The 18,836-nt window shown below is 61.8% G+C and carries 15 protein-coding genes; 12 read left to right on the top strand and 3 right to left on the bottom strand.

Annotation, left to right across the window (positions count from 1 at the left end; genetic code table 11):
- Nucleotides 1–102: 102 nt before the first annotated feature.
- The 3 genes from SFUM_RS23065 to SFUM_RS24075 all read left to right on the top strand — a co-directional run bounded on the left by SFUM_RS23065 (nt 103) and on the right by SFUM_RS24075 (nt 2,522).
- Entirely contained in the window at nt 103–243 is a 141-nt protein-coding gene (locus SFUM_RS23065; RefSeq protein ID WP_153307198.1) for a hypothetical protein, read from the top strand.
- Between the two features lie 551 nt (nt 244–794).
- Nucleotides 795–2,306, top strand: coding sequence for a 2-isopropylmalate synthase (locus SFUM_RS01565; protein WP_011697180.1), 1,512 nt, complete (start codon nt 795–797; stop codon nt 2,304–2,306).
- 57 nt (nt 2,307–2,363) lie between these two features.
- Nucleotides 2,364–2,522: a 2-hydroxyacyl-CoA dehydratase gene (locus tag SFUM_RS24075; protein ID WP_353743158.1), complete on the top strand. Its 159-nt coding sequence runs from the start codon at nt 2,364–2,366 to the stop codon at nt 2,520–2,522.
- 235 nt (nt 2,523–2,757) lie between these two features.
- Here the strand turns inward: SFUM_RS24075 and SFUM_RS01560 are convergent, their stop codons facing one another.
- Together SFUM_RS01560 and SFUM_RS01555 are read right to left on the bottom strand one after the other, a co-directional pair.
- On the bottom strand, nt 2,758–3,117 hold the full coding sequence (locus SFUM_RS01560; protein WP_011697179.1) for a hypothetical protein: 360 nt from the start codon (nt 3,115–3,117) through the stop codon (nt 2,758–2,760).
- A 188-nt stretch (nt 3,118–3,305) separates the two neighbouring features.
- Nucleotides 3,306–4,412 carry an NAD(P)-dependent alcohol dehydrogenase gene (locus SFUM_RS01555; RefSeq protein ID WP_011697178.1) on the bottom strand — a complete coding sequence of 369 codons (1,107 nt, stop codon included), beginning with the start codon at nt 4,410–4,412 and terminating at the stop codon, nt 3,306–3,308.
- A 345-nt stretch (nt 4,413–4,757) separates the two neighbouring features.
- On the opposite strand from SFUM_RS01555, the gene SFUM_RS23880 reads away from it, so the two are divergent.
- From SFUM_RS23880 to SFUM_RS01530, 5 genes are all read left to right on the top strand, one after another.
- Entirely contained in the window at nt 4,758–6,476 is a 1,719-nt protein-coding gene (locus SFUM_RS23880; RefSeq protein ID WP_049766254.1) for a sigma-54 interaction domain-containing protein, read from the top strand.
- 293 nt (nt 6,477–6,769) lie between these two features.
- Nucleotides 6,770–7,042 carry a 4Fe-4S binding protein gene (locus SFUM_RS01545; RefSeq protein ID WP_011697176.1) on the top strand — a complete coding sequence of 91 codons (273 nt, stop codon included), beginning with the start codon at nt 6,770–6,772 and terminating at the stop codon, nt 7,040–7,042.
- On the top strand, nt 7,030–8,091 hold the full coding sequence (vorB, locus tag SFUM_RS01540; RefSeq protein ID WP_041439567.1) for a 3-methyl-2-oxobutanoate dehydrogenase subunit VorB: 1,062 nt from the start codon (nt 7,030–7,032) through the stop codon (nt 8,089–8,091). Before SFUM_RS01545 ends, vorB begins: the two co-directional genes overlap by 13 nt.
- Nucleotides 8,088–8,891 carry a thiamine pyrophosphate-dependent enzyme gene (locus tag SFUM_RS01535; RefSeq protein WP_011697174.1) on the top strand — a complete coding sequence of 268 codons (804 nt, stop codon included), beginning with the start codon at nt 8,088–8,090 and terminating at the stop codon, nt 8,889–8,891. The genes vorB and SFUM_RS01535 overlap by 4 nt, the downstream gene beginning before the upstream one ends.
- Before the next feature lie 7 nt (nt 8,892–8,898).
- On the top strand, nt 8,899–9,480 hold the full coding sequence (locus SFUM_RS01530) for a 2-oxoacid:ferredoxin oxidoreductase subunit gamma family protein (protein ID WP_011697173.1): 582 nt from the start codon (nt 8,899–8,901) through the stop codon (nt 9,478–9,480).
- 226 nt (nt 9,481–9,706) lie between these two features.
- On the opposite strand, the gene SFUM_RS01525 is transcribed toward SFUM_RS01530, so the two are convergent.
- On the bottom strand, nt 9,707–10,660 hold the full coding sequence (locus tag SFUM_RS01525; RefSeq protein ID WP_011697172.1) for an aldo/keto reductase: 954 nt from the start codon (nt 10,658–10,660) through the stop codon (nt 9,707–9,709).
- A 393-nt stretch (nt 10,661–11,053) separates the two neighbouring features.
- On the opposite strand from SFUM_RS01525, the gene SFUM_RS01520 reads away from it, so the two are divergent.
- The 4 genes from SFUM_RS01520 (at nt 11,054) to SFUM_RS01505 (ending at nt 18,244) form a co-directional block, all read left to right on the top strand.
- Nucleotides 11,054–12,550, top strand: a complete 1,497-nt coding sequence (locus SFUM_RS01520) for an acyl-CoA synthetase (RefSeq protein WP_011697171.1) — start codon at nt 11,054–11,056, stop codon at nt 12,548–12,550.
- Between the two features lie 179 nt (nt 12,551–12,729).
- Nucleotides 12,730–14,376, top strand: a complete 1,647-nt coding sequence (locus tag SFUM_RS01515) for a thiamine pyrophosphate-binding protein (protein WP_041439563.1) — start codon at nt 12,730–12,732, stop codon at nt 14,374–14,376.
- A 417-nt stretch (nt 14,377–14,793) separates the two neighbouring features.
- Nucleotides 14,794–15,036, top strand: coding sequence for a hypothetical protein (locus SFUM_RS01510; protein ID WP_011697169.1), 243 nt, complete (start codon nt 14,794–14,796; stop codon nt 15,034–15,036).
- Entirely contained in the window at nt 15,029–18,244 is a 3,216-nt protein-coding gene (locus tag SFUM_RS01505; RefSeq protein WP_011697168.1) for a PAS domain S-box protein, read from the top strand. Before SFUM_RS01510 ends, SFUM_RS01505 begins: the two co-directional genes overlap by 8 nt.
- Nucleotides 18,245–18,836 lie beyond the last annotated feature (592 nt).

Genomic DNA, 18,836 nt, shown 5'->3' with positions numbered 1-18,836 from the left:
TGAAGTTTTTCGATCCGACAATATAATCAATTTACATATCGGTTGCGAACTGATATATGAAGCAGAGCAAGGGTCACGAACGGAATCGGTCGGAGGAGCAAGGTGGACACGGCACAAGCCAGTCAGGTCATGCAGGAATCGAACCGCATCATCGAGGATCTTCCGGCAGGCAAGTTCGCGTTTTATTTGTTCGTTTTTGCGGTAGAGATCGCCCTGTGCTTCGGTATTGCCCTGGTTATCTGAGAGATTTTCGGCAACCGGGCACGACAACGACACCAGGAAGGCCACAAGGAAAGGTCATGATCCAGGCTCTCGTCCTATCCCTACTTCTTCTCGACCTGAATGGTCGGACGCGGAGACCTCGTGCCTTTCTCTTGCCCGCGCTCTGAAGCGCGCTGCATACCGTCCAAACCTAAGGCCATGGGGGAAACTCCATGGCCTTTTTGTTTTGGTGCGCCGTGCTTTTCGCGGCATTGACTTTTTCCGAAGGAGGTGACCGACATGGAACTATCGGACCTACAAAGCGTTCAGCCTGACGACCGGCATTCTCGGAAGCCGTCGTAGCAGGGGCGAGGCGTGCCCCGCCCCTCACGGACGCGCGCGGGGAGGTGTCGCGCGCTCCGACGGCAGGCAACACGGATTTGCAGGGCGAGTCAGGCCTCGTTTCTGCCGGAAACTCCCGAAAAGGTGGTTTCCCCGGATGGACTCCGGCCTCAGTCGCGCCCCGGCCTTCTCGGGGGTCGGTGCGCAACGGGCAAGCGACGACAGTGTTTGTTCAACGGAAAGGACATGACATGAGCAGGAAAATATTCATCTTCGATACCACATTGAGAGACGGTGAACAGGTCCCCGGAGCCAAGCTCAACAAGCGCCAGAAGATTGAAATCGCACAGCAGCTGGCAGTGCTCGGGGTTGACGTCATCGAAGCGGGCTTCCCGTGTTCTTCTCCCGATGATCTCGCCGCGGTCAAGGCCATCTCTGAAAACGTGAAGGGGCCGGTGATTACGGGGCTGGCCCGCGCCGTGGTGGAAGACATAGACATCGCCTGGGAGGCGGTGCGCAATGCGGAGCGTCCCCGCATTCACGTGTTCCTGGGTTCCTCGGACATCCATCTTCAGAAAAAACTGCGGCAGGATCGAGCCACGGCCCTGCGGCAGGCCGTGGACGCGGTGAAGTACGCCAAGCGATTCTGCGAGGACGTGGAATACTCGACGGAAGACGCCTCCCGCACGGATTTCGAATACCTGTGCCGGGTCCTTGACGCCGTCATCAAGGAGGGCGCCACCGTGGTGAATGTTCCCGACACGGTCGGCTATGCCGTGCCGGACGAATTCGGGGAAATCATCCGCAAGCTGCGCGAGAAGGTTCCCGGCCTCGACAAGGTGACCCTGAGCGTGCATTGCCACAACGATCTCGGGCTGGCCGTGGCCAACAGCCTGGCCGCCGTCAGCAACGGCGCCAACCAGATCGAATGCACGATCAACGGTGTCGGAGAACGCGCCGGCAATGCTTCCCTCGAGGAACTCGTCATGGTGCTCAAGACGCGCCACGCAACGTTTGACGCTCACACCGACGTCAAAAGCCAGGAAATCTACCGCACCAGTCGCATGGTCAGCCGCCTCATGAACGTGCCGGTCCAACCCAACAAGGCCATCGTCGGGGCCAATGCGTTCGCCCATTCGTCGGGAATCCACCAGGACGGCATCCTGAAAGATCGCAGCACCTATGAGATCATGAAGCCCGAAGACGTGGGCATCCGCCAGCACAAGATCGTCCTGACCGCCAGGTCGGGACGCGCCGCCCTGCGACACCGCCTCACAGAGCTGGGTTATACGATCTTACCGGAAGTGTTCGACCGGGTATACAACCGCTTCATCAACGTGGCGGACCGTAAGAAGGAGATCGGCAGCGAGGATCTGCATTCCATCGTGGAAATCGAACTGACCCGGGTGCCGGAAACCTACACCTTCCACAGCCTCCAGCTCATGAGCGGCAGCAGCATGGTCCCGCTCGCTTCGGTCACCCTGACCAGGGAGGGAGTGAAAATCACCGACGCCGCCACAGGCAACGGCCCGGTCGATGCCGTCTTCCACGGTATCGAACGGATCGTGGGCGTCAGCGGCAAGCTTCGCGACTACGATCTGAAAGCGGTCACCATGGGTCGGGACGCCCTGGGCGAGGCGATGGTGAGGGTTGAAATCGAAGGGACGGTCTATTCCGGCACCGGTGCCAGCCCAGACGTCATCGAAGCCAGTGCCCGGGCCTATCTGAACGCGTTCAACCGGTATTTCGCCAACTCACACTGAACGCGACGCCATGGATGAGCGCACTGCCCGCTCCGGGGTTCCGGAGCAGGCAGCGCGATCGAGAATCGGCACGGTCTTGCGTTCCTTCACGTCGAGACCGACTATTCGGATTCCGATGTCGAACAGCTGCGAACCGGAGTGGAGGCCTATCTCGAAACGGCAGAACGGCGCAGCCCGGCAGCGACCGCACCGCCGCACCGGCAATCCGCCGGCTGACGGGTGGTTGGGTTCAGGACGATGGTCCTGCCGCACAACGGAAGAGCATCGTAATGAGTCCCGCGCGCCTCCCGGCCTTCGACCCACGCACGAGCGCTCGAAGCTCGGCGCCGGGCGGCGGCTGCGAGAGCTCCCGATCCGCGGGTGCCGCCGCAGTCGCCCTCCCGGCGTCTTTCATGGTTTTCAGGAAGTGCTCGCATTCCCCGGGTATCCGACTCCGGAAAGAATGCGGCGTCTATCGATTTCCCCGCATGCAATTTCGATATGCCACGTCGTAGTGGTATTGCCAATTGCCGGCATGATGGGCGCCACCCGATACCGCACCGACTCCGGCTCCGATGGCCGCGCCCTTCCCCGCGCCTCTGCCGCCGCCGACGATCCCTCCAATCAGCGCGCCGCTCGCAGCGCCGGCAACCGCGCCGCCAACCACGTCCGCACCCGCGTTGGTGTGACGGTTGGCGTAGTCCTTGGCGTAATCATCACATTCAGTGGCAGACTGGGCGAACCCCGTCTGCGGTCCTCCAAAAACCAGGCAGGTTGCAACAACAGCCGCGGTCAAACACCACGCAATCCAAGAGCTCCGTTTCAACGTCATCGATCTCCTCCATCTTGTAGCACTGAAAGTGCATCGCGGGCCGGCCACGCGAAGAAGCGTTCCGCCGACCCGTTCATTCCATTCGGCCGCCGCTGAAGCATCGTTTCAGGGAACCTTACGAATGGAATCGGTGATTATCATTATAAGCACAAATACATTTCCTCGAAACAACTCCCGGCCGCGAAAACTCAGAACCGCAACACCGGCTTGACCGTGATCCCGGACAGGGAATCCTTCACCGCTTCGTTGATCCTTGACGCCGGGTAGATGCGTATCAGCCTCTCGAAGGGAAATGCGCCTTCCTTGTGCTTGCGGATCAGGAAAGGAATGAACGTTTGCGGATCGCTGTCGCCCGCGACGCTGTAAATGACGGACTGGCCGGGGTCGCGTGATTTCGGATGGACACGCTCCTCCCCTTCATCAGCGGAAACCGCGAGCAACGATATATTGCCCCTTGAGCCCAGGGCCTTCATGGCGCAATCGATCACCCGCGAGACACCCGTGGTCTCGACGGCGTGGTCGATGCTTCCCGCCGTTTCGCGCAGGTGCTCGACCACATCTCCCGCGCGGCCGTCAATGGCGACGGCCGCTCCCAGTTCCAGGGCCAGCTCCAATCGGGATGCCACCACGTCCACGACAACGATGGGCGCGGCTCCAGCCAGGCGGGCGGCCATGAGTGCCGCCAGGCCGACCGTGCCGGCGCCGAAGATCGCAATCGATTCCCCCCGCCGGGGCTTCAACTCGTTCAGTACCGTCCCGGCCCCGGCCTGGATGCCGCATCCCAGGGCGGCAAGGATCGTGAGTTCGTCCTCATCGACGGCTTCCACCCCCACCAACCCTCGTTCCCGGACCGTGGCATACCCGGCAAGCGAAGACTGACCAAAGAAAGAGCTTCCCAGCGGGGCACCCTTTGCATCCCGGATTGTCGAAGAACCGTCGGGTCTCGCGCCGCCGAAATTCAACGCGTCGAACTCCCCGCATCGGGCCGGATGACCTCCAAGACAGCCGGGGCACTCCCCGCAGGAACTGAACGAGAGCACCACTTTGTCCCCGGCACGGAACCGGCCCACTCGACTGCCGACGCATTCCACGACGCCCGCGCCCTCGTGCCCGAACACGGCGGGAAGCGGCACTCCCAGCGCCCCGTCGCGCCCGGCGATGTCCGTGTGGCAGATGCCGCAGGCAACCATTCGAACGAGGGCCTCATCCGCGCGCGGATCGTCGATCTCGACATCTTCAAACAGGAACGGCCCGCCACGCCGGCGGACCACCGCAGCACGAGTGCGGATCGTCATGACCGAATTCCTCCCTGACACCGAGAAGTCGCCATGCAAGTCCTCCAAATGCGGGTTAAACAGGATCACGTCCGCAGTTTCACCTTTTGCAGGATCCCATCCTTTGGCTGTATAATAACAAGGCACACCGTTCGCCTCTCGATTTCCCGGTTCAATCGCCCATGCGAAGCGCCGGCCGAATCGAGGAGCGACGCGACGGTTCCCTTTTCATGGCGGTCTACCCCTTGCGCCCGTTTCCCATGCGCCTCAGCCGGGACGGGATCCGCCGGGAGCTCCGCCGAGGCTCGGCCAATTTTGGCTCTTCGCCGACGACAACGGGATGCCGTGTCAGACATGGAGCAGCAGATGGAGCAAAGTCAAATCAAAGCCTTCCTCGACGCCGCTCACGAAGGCGTGCTGGCGGTCGATGCCGATGGCCGCGTCACGCTCTTCAATACCGCCGCCGAACGTCTGACGGGGATATCGGCGGATGTCGTTCTCGGGCATCACGTGCGGGATGTGATCCCCAACACCCGGCTGCACATCGTCCTCGAAACCGGGGAAGCCGAACTGGATCAAATCCAGGACACCGGAATGACCACCGTGATGACCAACAGGGTGCCGGTGCGCAATGCCCGAGGCGAGATCGTCGGGGCAATGGCCATTTTTCGGGACATAAGCGAAATAAAGCGCCTGGGATGCGAGATTGCCGAGCTCAAAGAAACGCGCACCCTGTTGGAAGCCATCGTCAACTCGACCCAGGACGCCATATCCGTGGTGGATGAAAGAGGGATGGGGCTTCTCATCAATCCAGCCTACACCCGGCTGACCGGCATGACGGAGCGGGAGGTCCTTCACCGGCCGGCCACGGTCGATATCGCCGAGGGCGAGAGCATGCACCTGCAAGTGTTGCGCACGCGCCAACCGGTAAAGCATGTTCCCATGAAGGTGGGCGCGGCGCGACGCGAAGTGCTTGTGGACGTTGCCCCCATTGTCGTAGACGGTGCTCTCAAGGGGAGCGTCGCGGTCATTCACGACGTTTCCGAGCTGCGTTCCCTGACCGAGCAACTGGACAGGGCCCATCGGCTGATCCGGCGCCTGGACACCAAGTACACGTTCGAGGATATTATAGCCGTAAGCCCGATCATGCAAGAACTGCTCGAACAGGCCCGAAAGGCCGCGGCAACGCCCGCAACGGTCCTTCTGTCCGGCGAAAGCGGCACGGGAAAGGAGCTCTTCGCCCATGCCATCCATCATTCGAGCGATCGCGCCCAACGGCCCTTCATCTCGGTGAACTGCGGCGCAATCCCCGACACGCTCCAGGAAAGCCAGCTTTTCGGTTATATCGAAGGGGCGTTCACCGGTGCCAAACGCGGCGGTCAGAAAGGCCATTTCCTCGAAGCCCAGGGGGGGACGATTTTCCTCGATGAGATCGCTGAAAGCAACCTGGCCGTTCAGACCAAGCTGCTGCGCGTGCTCCAGGAGAAGGAAATCGTCCCCGTGGGGGCCTCGCGCCCCGTCCCCGTCGACGTCCGGGTCATTACGGCGACCAATGTCGATCTGGCCTCCCTGGTCGAAAAAGGGCATTTCCGATCCGACCTTTTCTACCGGCTGCACGTCCTGCCGATCCACATCCCACCGCTGCGCGAACGGCGCGAAGATATCCCGCCGCTGCTGAGTGTTCTGCTCAACAAGCTCAACCAGGAATACAGCCGCCACGTCGAAGGAATCTCCCCGGAGGCGCTGGAAATGTTCTGCTCCTACCATTGGCCTGGAAACGTGCGGGAATTGGAAAACATGCTCGGACGCGCGCTCATCAACATGCAGCCCGGAGAAAAGACGGTGCGCGCCGAACACCTGCCGCACACCTTGTCGGCCTTTGCGCGGCCGGAGGCCAGGCGCGATGAAGGCGCGGAGCCTTTGCGCGTCGGGAGGAGTCTGGCCGAGGCTCATGCCGTCTGGGAGAAAGCCCTCCTGGAGAAGGCTCTGGCCATGACGAACGCCAACCGCACGCAGGTGGCCAGGCAGTTGAGGATCTCCGTGCGGCAGCTATACAACAAGCTCAAGCGTTACGGACTCGGGTGAATCAGGCAAAATATTGCCGGCACTTTATTTCATTACGGAAATAAAGTGCCGAATCTCCGCTCCTTTCCTCCTCCCTCTATTCCCCGGCAAGCCGACCGATTCCCGGCAATGCATTCCCAAAAATCTCCGATGACCGGCGGCGGTGAAATAACTCTTCCGTTCACTCCTTTTCGGGCTGCACCCGCGCCCCGCGGGGACCGCTCTTATGCCTCGCGTCGCATAATGCTTTTAGCCTCCACGAGAAATGGCACGAGATATGCTCTTGATTGAAAGTGAGGGAGAGGAGGAGTGCCATGTTTGCAGCTCGAGACCTTGCATTCGAAACCAGGAAGCGTCACACGTTCAAGCCGGTGATCCACGCCGACCGGTGCAAGGGTTGCGGCATCTGTGCGGCATTCTGCCCGGAGAAGATTCTCGTGCCCGGCAGCCATTTGAATGCCCACGGCTATCCGGTGGTGAAGCTGGTCAAGGGCGCGCTCTGCAGCGGCTGCCGCCGTTGCGTCCTGATGTGCCCCGACCTGGCCATCACCTTCGCCCATGAGGAGAACGGGTCATGCGCGTCATGATGAAAGGCAATGAAGCCCTGGCCGAAGCGGCCCTGCGGGCTGGGTGCCGGTACTACTTCGGATACCCCATAACGCCTCAGACCGAGCTCATGGAATACATGGCCCGCCGCCTGCCCGAGATCGGCGGGACCTTCCTGCAGGCGGAGAGCGAGGTGGCGGCCGTGAACATGGTCTACGGGGCTGCGGGCGCGGGAGCCCGCGTAATGACCTCTTCCTCCGGGCCGGGAATCAGCCTGAAGCAGGAAGGGATTTCCTTCCTGGCGTCGGCCGAGCTGCCCTGCGTGATTGTGAACGTCATGCGGGGCGGGCCCGGGCTCGGCACCATTCAGCCGTCGCAGGGAGACTATTTCCAGGCGACCCGGGGCGGCGGCCACGGCGACTACCGGGTGCCGGTCCTGGCGCCGTCCTCCGTCCAGGAAACGGCCGATCTCGTTTTTGAATCCTTCGACCTGGCCGAACAATACCGTACCCCCGTGCTGCTGCTCACCGACGGCGTGCTCGGCCAGATGATGGAACCGTTGCGGTTACCCGAAGTGCGCACTCCGCGCACTTCACGCGCGCCGTGGATCACGGACGGCTGCAAGGGACGTCAGAGGCGGATCGTCAAGACCCTTTACCTCGACCCCCGCGCCCTGGAGGCGCACAACCTTCACCTTCAGGCCAAATACGCGCAACTCGCGCGCGAAGAGGTCAGGTCCGAGGTCTATGGCATCGACGGCGGCATGGACGTATTGATTGTGGCTTTTGGGATCTGCGCTCGAGCGGCCCGCACCGCCGTGGACAACCTGAGGGAGAAGGGCTTGCGGGCGGGGCTGTTTCGCCCGGTTACCCTGTGGCCTTTTCCCGGTGCCGCCCTGGAAGCCGCCGCCCTGGCGGCAAGGCACGTCCTCACCGTGGAGTTGAACGCCGGCCAGATGGTTGAGGACGTGCGGCTGGCGCTGTCGGGGCGGGAGATCGCCTTCCATGGGCGCATGGGAGGCATCATGATCACGGCTTCGGAAATCGAGGCCGAGGTCCAACGGATCAGCGAAGGGAGTGAGGCAGCATGAGCCGAGCCGCTTCTATTCGTCCGAAAACGTTGACGGCAGCGAGGTTTCACTATTGTCCCGGCTGCGGCCACGGGGTGGCGCACCGGCTTGTCGCGGAAGTCATCGACGAGCTCGGCCTGCGGGAAAAGACGGTCGGCGTGGCTTCCGTGGGATGTTCGGTCCTGATCTACAACTACCTGGACCTGGACATGCAGGAATCCCCACACGGCCGGGCGCCCGCCGTGGCCACGGGAATCAAGCGGGTGCTCCCGGACCGGATCGTGTTCACTTACCAGGGCGACGGAGACCTGGCCTCCATCGGATTGTCGGAAATCGTCCATGCGGCGGCGCGCGGCGAGAACATCACCGTGATTTTCATCAACAATGCAAACTATGGCATGACCGGAGGCCAAATGGCCCCGACCACGCTGCCCGGGCAGAAGACGACGACTTCGCCCGCCGGCAGGGACGTAACCCGGGCCGGATATCCGCTGCGGATGGCCGAGCTCCTTGCGGGGCTGGACGGGCCCGTCTACATCGCGCGGGCGGCCCTCTACAACCCGGCACAGGTGGTCCGGGCAAAGAAGTGCATCAGGAAAGCCTTTCTGTGCCAGGAACGGGGCATGGGGTTCTCCCTGGTGGAAATACTCTCGTCCTGCCCCAACAACTGGGGAATGGAACCGACCGCGGCGTTGCGTTGGGTCGAGACGCAGATGACCGCTCGCTACCCGCTTGGGGTTTTCAAGGACGCGACGGTGCCGACGGTCCGCGGCGACACGGCCGGCAGCCGGGAAGACTCGTCGCCGGAACCGGGAAAGTGAGGGTGCCATGTATCATCAGGTTCTAATCGCAGGCTTCGGGGGGCAGGGAGTCCTGCTGTGCGGGCAGATCCTGGCTTTGGCGGCCATGATCGAGGGGAAGCACGTGACCTGGATGCCTTCTTATGGCCCGGAACAGCGCGGAGGCACGGCCTCCTGCGTGGTCACGCTCTCCGATCGGCCCATCGGTTCTCCTCTGGCGGAAAAGCTGTCCGCGGCCCTGATTTTCAACCGTCCTTCCCTCCTCAAGTATGAGCCACAGCTGAGCGACGGGAGCCTCCTTATCCTCAATTCGTCCATCGTCCAGGCGCACAGCGGGTACGACAGGCATCACGTGTACCACGTCCCCGCGGACACCATCGCCAGGAAAGCCGGGCTCCGAAGGGCCAGCAACATCGTCATGCTGGGAGCCTACCTCGCCGCGACCGGTGTGGTGTCGTTCGAGGCGGCACGGGATGCCATCGCCCACCATCTTGGACCGGCCAAGGCTCACCTCGTGGCGGCGGATCTGAAGGCGCTCGCCGCCGGGCAGAGCTTCATGCGCGCTTTCCAGGCAGGACCTTCCGAGCGATCGCTGAAACACGCCGTGTAGGATTGCGTTTCCAAAACCGCCTTACGCACCGGCGCACCACTCGGCCGCAGGCCGTTTCGCCCGTGAACCCCGATGAACCGGGGGTTCACGGCAGACGATGAAAAAACGCCGCATCGGGACATTCTCACAGCATCCCCGGGAATCCTGCCCCGACACGATCCGCCAACCGGCGAAAGCGGCCCCGCGACGCGCCGCATTCATCCCTTGCGCGCCGTCGCCGGAACGTTCATTCATACGCGCTTGCGCTGTCCAGAAGCTCGAAGTCTGCAGGGGCCGGCGCAAGCTCCGGCGCCCGGATCAATTCGTTCATCTGTTCCATGTTCGTGGCGCTGGCAATGGCGGCGGTGACGCCGGGACGGGCGATCAGCCATGCAAGCGCAACCCGCGCGGGGGTAGCGTGATGTTCGCGCGCCACTTGGTCCAGAGCATCGAGGATGTGAAATCCACGGTCATTGAGGTATCGTTCGAGATACCTGGCCCGGGCGCTTTTCGACGCGTCCGCCCCGCGCCGGTATTTGCCCGTAAGAAAACCGCTGGCCAAGGAGAAGTAGGGGAGCACGCCCAGCCCCTCCCGCCGGCAGACGGGTTCGAGCTCCCTTTCATATTCCCGGCGGTCGTAAAGATTGTAGAGGGGTTGCAGGCTCGTATAGCATGGATACCCTTTCCGCCCGCTCACCTCGAGCGCCTCAGACAGCCGCCCGGCCGCGTGGTTCGAAGCTCCGATTGCCCTGACCTTACCCTGTCGGATCAGTTGCGCGTAGGCCTCAAGAGTCTCTTCCAAGGGGGTTTCGGGATCGTCTTCGTGCGACTGATAGAGATCGATTCGATCGGTCTGGAGGCGTTTCAGCGAATCCTCGACTGCGCGAAGGACATAGGCTTTCGAAAGCCCTTTGGCTGTCGGGCCCATCTCCTTTCCCACCTTCGTCGCAATGACCACCTTTTCCCGGTTGCCGCTCCGTTTCAACCACTTCCCGATGATGGTCTCGGATTCCCCGCCCCTGTTGCCGGGCGCCCACCGGGAATAAACATCGGCCGTGTCGATGCAGTTGAACCCGGCCCCCACGAACGCGTCCAGCAACCCGAAGGAGGTCGGCTCGTCCACGGTCCACCCGAAAATGTTGCCTCCAAAAGCGATCGGAGCAATCTCCAACCCCGAATGTCCAAGCTTCCGTTTTTCCATCGCGTGTTTTCCTTTCTCATCTGAGCCAATATCCACGTCGAGCTCCGGACATCCGAAGCCGCACCGTCCGAATTCAATCTAGACACGCCCCAGTGGAAATTCCAGGCCGTCCGGCTTTCCGGCCGAAAGAGACGGGCGTGCGCGCGAACGGTTGCCGTTTTCGTTGTCCGCACCGGTCGGCTTCGGGCGTGAATCGCTCCGTGTGGGAATATTTCAGATATGGATATAATATAAGTTCTTGACGCTATATACTTATCTGACTTTGTGTTCGCACACTCGGGCGATCGAGGTGCTCGCGCGGGACCGCGGCGGGCGGTTCCGATTCCGCTCCGCGCGGCTTGAGAACAGGCCGCGAAACAAGGAGGCGCGGACTGAAGCGCCGGGAGAAACGCCATGTCCATACTTCTCGCCGCACAGGCTGCACGGTACTCCGACCGGGATGCAATTTCGACCCCGGAGGGTGTTTTTTCGTACCGCCGACTCCTCGACGCATCGGCGAGGGTTGCATCCTTTCTGTTGGGCGGCTCTTCCGATCTGGAGGAAAAACCGGTGGCCTTCCTGGCGCCTCCGGGGTTCCACTATGTTGCGGTGCAGTGGGGTATCTGGCGCGCCGGAGGCATCGCCATGCCGCTGTCCCTGTTCCATCCCCGCCCGGAACTGGAATACGTGCTCGACGATACGCACCCTGCCGCGGTCATCGCTCACCCGCAACTCGCGGCGGTCCTGAAGCCCCTCTCGGAGGACCTGCGCTTGAGGTTCGCCTTGAGCACCGAGGCGCTGGAGCACGCTCCGGGAGTCCTTCCGACGATCGTCGCGGACCGGCGGGCCATGATTCTCTATACGAGCGGCACCACGGGCAGGCCCAAGGGAGTGGTGACGACGCATGCAAACCTTGCGGCCCAGGTGACCAGCCTGGTCCTGGCCTGGGGATGGACGTCCGAGGATCGCATCCTGAACGTTCTGCCGCTGCATCACGTTCACGGAATAGTGAACGTGCTCGCCTGCGCCCTCCGGGTCGGAGCGGTCTGCGAAATCCTGCCCCGGTTCGATCCGGCCGAGGTATGGGGCCGCTTCTTGCGAGGCGGGCTCACCCTGTTCATGGCGGTGCCGACGATTTATGTGAAGCTCATCGATCACTGGGAAAAGTCGTCGCCCGCGGACCGGGAACGCATGTCCGAAGCCTGCCGCGGGATGCGGCTCATGGTGTCCGGTTCCGCGGCGCTTCCGGTCGGCACCCTGGAGCAGTGGCGGCGCATATCCGGCCACGTGCTGCTGGAAAGATACGGAATGACCGAGATCGGGATGGCTCTGTCCAATCCTTTGGAGGGGAGGCGTATACCCGGTTCCGTGGGGAGCCCGCTCCCCGGCGTGGAGGTGAGGCTGACGGACGAATCCGGCAAACCGGTCGCGATCGGCACTCCCGGCGAGATCGAAGTTCGCGGCCCCACGGTGTTTCTCGAATATTGGAACCGATCCGAGGATACTCTCAAGGCGTTCAGGGACGGATGGTTCCTCACGGGGGACATCGCCGTCGAAGAACACGGCACGTACCGCATTCTCGGGCGCAACAGCGTGGATATTCTCAAGACCGGCGGGTACAAGGTTTCGGCGCTTGAAATCGAAGAGACCGTGAGAACGCATCCGGACATCCGGGAATGCGCCGTGGTGGGGGTTCCGGACCCCGTTTGGGGCGATCGCGTGTGCGCCGCGCTGGTGATGCGGGAAGGCGCGAAAGTGGAGCTCGAATCCTTTCGGGCATGGGCCGGAGAACGGCTGGCTCCGTACAAGATTCCCAGAGAGATAGCAATCCTTTCCGAATTGCCCCGGAACGCCATGGGAAAGGTGTCCAAGCCGGCGTTGAAGGAACGCTTTCAGCGCGAGAAGCCTTAGCCGAATGCGCCTCGCGCGACAACCGCGCTCCGAGCGCGGCCCCCGGGCGCCCGCCCCGAGGGCACGAGAGCTGAGCGGCGTTTCGCTTTGCGGCGCCTCGGCCTCCGCGCCGGGGGGCAATGGGGTCCGCCGATCCGTTTTTCAACAACTTTCGAACTCACTCGAAGGAGGAAACACAGATGGCCGGATTGACAGGCGGCAAGCTGGTTGCAAAAACCCTCGCCACAGAGGGGGTTCAAGCCATTTTCACGCTCTGCGGCGCTCACGTCATGGACATTTACAGCGGGTGCCTGGACGAGGGAATCCGCATCATCGACGTGCGGCACGAGCAGACGGCGGCCCATGCGGCGGATGCATGGACCAGGCTCACCGGCGTCCCGGGGGTCGCCGTGGTCACGGCCGGACCCGGGGTGACCGATGCGGTCACCGGGGTGGCCAACGCGTACAGAGCCCAAGTGCCGATGCTTCTCATCGGCGGTCAGGCTCCGATCCGGAACCTGCTCAAGGGCGGACTGCAGGAAATGAATTCCGTGGACATGATGCGCCCCATCACCAAGTTCTCGGGCACGGTCTTCGATACCGTGCGCATCCCGGAGATGATCGGGCTCGCGCTCCGGGAAGCCTGCAACGGGCGTCCGGGTCCGTCTTTTCTCGAAATTCCCCAGGACGTGCTGGATCGGGAAGTGGAAGAAAACGAGGTCCGCGTCCCCGTTCAGTCCCGCTCCCAATGCCGCCTGACGGGTGACAGGAAACTCATGGCCCGGGCCGCCGGACTGCTCGCCAAAGCGCAGCGCCCCGCGCTGATCGCCGGGACGCAGGTCTGGAGCTGCCGTGCGGTGGAACAGCTGCGTTTGTTTGTGGAACGGGCCGGGATTCCCACCTACCTCAACGGCGCGGCGCGAGGTTGCCTGCCGGTCGATTCGCCGCACGCGTTCAATCGGACCCGAAAGTTCGCGCTTTCCAAGGCCGACGTCGTGCTGGTCATCGGCACTCCGTTCGACTTCAGGCTTGGATACGGCAGCCGAATTGCAGAGGGGGCGAAGATCATCCAGGTCGACCTCGACTACGCGGAGCTGTGTCATAACCGTGACGTGGAAGTGGCCATACAGGCGGACGCGGGTGCTTTCCTGGAAGAGCTCGAGGGCGCCGTGTCACCTGCCGGAGGAACCCGCAAGTGGCTCGACGAGCTGCGTACCATGGAAACCGAGCTTCTGGAGAGGGAAAGTCGTTTTCTGAGCTCGGATGCCGTGCCGATTCACCCGCTCAGGCTCGCGCGCGAGATCGATGCTTTCCTCCGGGACGACAGCATCCTCATCGCCGACGGCGGCGACACCGTCACGATGTCGGCGAGCGTGATACGGCCACGAGGGCCCGGCCAGTGGCTCGACCCCGGTCCGCTCGGCACGCTGGGAGTGGGAACGCCGTTCGCCATCGCCGCCAAGGCGGCCATGCCGGCCAGGGACGTCGTGGTGCTTTTCGGTGACGGAGCCTTCGGGTTGACCGGGTTCGATTACGATACGCTCATTCGGTTCAACCTGCCCATGGTCGGAATTGTGGCCAACAACGGGGCGTGGAATCAGGTGCGCTACGTGCAGTTGTTGAAATACGGACCCCAAAAGGGGAATACGGCCAATCTGCTCCATTCTCTGCGCTACGACCGGATTATCGAGGCCATGGGCGGACACGGCGAGCACGTCACCGAACCGGGCGAAATACGGGCCGCCCTCGACCGCGCCCGAAATTCCGGCAAGCCGGCATGCGTCAACGTTCTCGTGGACCGCGAGACGTTCAGCTCCAGCACCCGCGATTTGACCATTTACAAGTGAGTTCTTCGCCCGGCCCGATGGGTGGGCGCGGCGGAGCCGTGCCCACCCTCGTACGGACCGATGCGCCGATCGGACGTAAAGAAGGGGCGGAGTTTATCCCCTCCCGCCCGATGCCGTCATCTTGAACGTAACGTAATTGTCCATGACACCGGCGACACCCCGAAGCATGAAAACAGGCTCGCCCGGGAATCCATTTTCCAGGCAACCCGGTATCACACGATCCATCACGCCGCTCGATGTATTATTCCGGCTTGATTTGTCTCGGCGGATTCTTTATCGTTAATTCACCGCCAAAACTACTGAACTCAATCCTGATTACTGTCTCTCGATGCGCTCACTGATGACGAGGCGCCCGCACGCGGGGTGTTCGGCGCCGGTCCGCCGCCGTGGTCTTCATCTATCGAGGAGAGAAACCAGGTGAAACGGTTGAGAAGTGTTCTGCAGCGTTCGGAGTTTCACACCCTGCTGTTCGTCCTCGGATTTGCCCTGCTCAACTGGCCGTTCCTCGACATCTTTCGGTTGAAACGACCAGAGGTTCTCCTTGCTTACATTTATATCCTCTGGGCCATCGGCATCATCCTCCTGTTTCTTGTGAGCAGAATCGTCAGCAAGTCTGCTTCCGGGGACGAGGTCAGGAAGCGGAAGGACCACGGTGCTTGACTCCGGCATAGTGCTCAGCGCGTTCTGCCTGTACATGGCATGCCTGTTCCTGATTGCCCTGTGGGTGGAGCGGAAATCGGCGGCAGGCAGAAGCCCTGCCAACAACCCTTTCGTCTATTCTCTATCCCTGGCGGTCTACTGCACGGCCTGGACATACTATGGAAGCGTGGGTCAGGCCGCAACTTCCGGGTTTCTCTTTCTGCCCATGTATCTGGGTCCGACGATCGCCATCATGCTGTGGTGGTCCATTCTGCGGAGACTGGTTCATCTCAGGAACAGCCGTCGCATCACGAGCATTGCGGATTTCATCTCAGCCCGTTACGGCAGGTCCCAGTCCGTTGCCGCCATGGTCACCCTTATCGCGCTGGTGGGCATCACACCCTACGTCGCGCTTCAGCTCAAGGCGATCATTTCCACTTTCGAGATCATCACCGCGGCCGACGCATCCTCCTGGATCCGGGCGGATGTGGGTCCCCTGGTCGTGGTGCTCATGGTGGTCTTTACGATCATCCTTGGCGTGAGGCGGCTGGATCCCACCGAACGGCACGAGGGCATGATGATGGCCCTGGCGGTGGAATGTGTCATTAAATTGCTGGCCCTCCTCACCGTCGGCATCTTTGTGACTTACTTCATGTATGACGGCTTCGGCGACATCTTCAGGCGGTTCTCGGAGAGCCCTTTTCATCATGTCTTCGAACTGGGGAGGCACGATGCCGGTTCCTACGTCACGTGGACGGGTTATCTCGTCCTTTCCATGTCGGCGATTCTCTTTCTCCCCAGGCAGTTTCACGTGGCGGTCGTGGAGAACCACGACGAGAAACACATCCTGACGGCCATGTGGCTCCTGCCGCTCTACCTGCTGCTGGTCAGCATGTTCGTTCTCCCCATCGCCGCGGGAGGGCTGCTCGACGGCCGGCCGCCCGACCAGGCGGACACCTTTGTTTTGCGCATCCCTCTTCAGCACGGCAAACCGTGGCTGTCGCTCCTGGTGTTCATCGGAGGTTTTTCCGCGGCGGCGGGCATGATCATGATCACCTCGGTAACTATGGCAACCATGATCACCAACCATCTGCTGCTGCCCCTGGTGCAATGGATTCCCGGCCTGGCTTTCGTTAAGCGCCATCTTTTGAAATGCCGGTGGGGCGCTGTGGCCGGTTTCATCATCATCGGTTACTGGTTCGAGGAGCGAATCGGTGAATCCTACATGCTGGTCAATATCGGCCTCATTTCGTTCGCCGCGGGGCTTCAGTTCGCTCCGGCCATTCTGGGCGGCCTCTTCTGGCGGGGTGGGAACAAGACCGGCGCCATCCTCGGCCTCGCCGGGGGATTCGCCGTCTGGAGCTACACGCTGCTCCTGCCGTCTTTCATCAAGAGCGGCTGGATTTCAAACGCTCTGCTCGAAAAGGGAGCGTGGGGAATCGAGCTTCTGAAACCGGAGGAGCTGTTCGGCCTGACGGGGTTGAACCCCTTGAGCCACGCCGTTCTCTGGACGATGTTCGTCAATATCGGTCTCTATGTTGCCGGTTCCCTGTGTTCCAGGGAACGCGATGAAGAGCGGAGTCTTGCCGAGGAATTCGTGGGGGTTCTGGGTACGCCGGCTCCTCTGCGCCGCGCCCGCCGCTGGGACGCTTACATCGAGCTGGCTCCCAAGAGAAGCGAGATCGAAAAGGTTTTCGGCCAGTATTTTGCCGAACCGGAGGCGACGGCCATGGTGGAGAAATGCCTTTTCCAGACGGGAATACATCAGGCCGCGCGGATTTCGATCGTCCAGCTGGTCGAGCTGCATAACGAGGTGGAGCGATCCCTGGCCGGGGCCATCGGGTCGGCGGCCGCTCACAAGGCCTTGCAGCAGGGGACCATTTTTACGCCCAGGGAAGCCCAGGAGCTTTCCGAGGTTTATGGCGAGATCCTCGCCGACCTGAAGGTTTTGCCGAGCGAGCTGTCTGAGCGAATCGACTATTACCAGGAAAGGGAAAGGCTCCTTCTCCAACAGGCCAGGGAGCTGGAAGAGAAGGTGAACGAGCTGCGAAAGCAGATCCGGAAGCGCAAGCGGGCCCAGGCGGCACTCAGGGAGTCCGAGGAACGCTACAGGACACTGGTGGAAAGCACCTCGGACGCCATTCTGATGGTGGATAAGGACAGAATGATCGTTTCCACCAATCAGGCGTTCCTGGACCTTTTCGGCTACGAGCGCGGGGAGCTGGAGGGGCAATCCATACGAGTGGTTCACCCCTCCGAAGAGAGTTATGTCGTTTTCGGGCAACGAGCGCACCATGCCATCCGAACCGGAGCTCCCTTCCGGACGGAATGGAACCTCGTGCGCAAGGATGGAACCATACTCCCCATGGAAGGATCGTACTCGGCGATCAGAGGACCGGATGGTTCGCCAACGGCTTATGTCGCCGTCATCAGGGACATCACCGAAAGGAAGAAGGCCGAGGAAGAGCTGAAAAATTATCGCGATCGACTCGAGAATATGGTCAGGGAACGGACCCTGCAACTCGAGGCCGCTCAAAAGGCCCTGGTGCAGAGAGAAAAGCTCAAGACTCTCGGCGCCATCGCGGCGGAGGTGGCCCACGAAATACGCAATCCGCTCATGTCTTTGGGCGGGTTTGCCATGCGTCTCCAAAAGAAATATCCTGAGAGCCCCGAGGTGGAAATCATTCTGGAGGAATCCAGGCGACTGGAGAAGATCCTGGACCGCATCAAGGACTATCTCAGACCCGTCGACATCCGTTCCCGGGAATGCCCCGTGAACACCGTGGCGGCGGAATGCGTGGGGTTGCTCGCGCAGGACCTGGAACGCGAACGGGTGGTCTGGCAATTGGATCTCGCCCCGGAGCTCCCCCCTGCATTGGTGGACCCCGATGTCCTGGGCGAAGTCTTCGTTCATGTGATCACGCATATCGCAAAGGTCATGGATAAACAGGGACTTCTGACCATAAGAACCTACGAAAGCGACCGCAACATCCAGATCGATTTCCGGTATCGCCTCCCGGCGCACAAGTCCGTCCAGGATCCCGAACGGCTTTTTCTGCCTTTTGAGGAAGGCGATGCGACCGGCGGGGTGCCGCTGAGTTACCGGCTGCTCAAGGGTATGGGCGGTCTTCTTTTCGTTACCCAGGAAGAGCGCGACACGCTCTTTACCGTCTCCCTGCCCCGAGTCCCCGAATCAAGCGGCGACACCAAACAAAGCATCGACGAGTGATTGCGTCACCGGACGCCGGACCTCGCTCAAATCCCGCACATTTTCCGAACGCATTCCGCGGTCATCAGATACCCACCACCGCAGTTCATCAGGCCAATGAGGTCGAACAAGTTGCGGGAGATCGCCGCCGGCGCGGGCGGGACGATGCCGGCGCTGCACTGCGGGTTTCACCGGCGGGCGGTTTTTTCGCCGGATGTGTGCATCAGGTTCTGCAATCCGGTCTCGGCTGTCAGGTGACCCAAGCCGCGAAGGACTGCCGGGAACGGGTCCAACCCCTTTCCGCCGGATCGAAGCCCTGCCCGTGCCCGCACCGAAATCTCCGGCGCTCGCCGGAAGGTGCGGACAACGTCGTCCTCCCCGGGGGGAATGACGGACCGACACCTTGATGTCCCGGACTTCCTTGCTATATTAATACTATGGCACAGAGGGTGCTCGACCTGAGCGGACTCCCGTTCACATTCGTTCCACCCCGTCCGCGCGCGGACGGTCTGTCGGAAGCTCGCCTTCAAGACCTCAGGGACGGTCCCTCGCCAAAGCTTGCGGAGTCAGGTTGTAAAGTTTCGGGAGAGAGCCTGGCGCTACAATGACGAAC

It is taken from the genome of Syntrophobacter fumaroxidans MPOB (genome assembly GCF_000014965.1).
GTDB lineage: Bacteria > Desulfobacterota > Syntrophobacteria > Syntrophobacterales > Syntrophobacteraceae > Syntrophobacter > Syntrophobacter fumaroxidans.
Note: the sequence above shows the minus strand (reverse complement) of the source record. Positions and strands in the feature narration are given on the sequence as shown.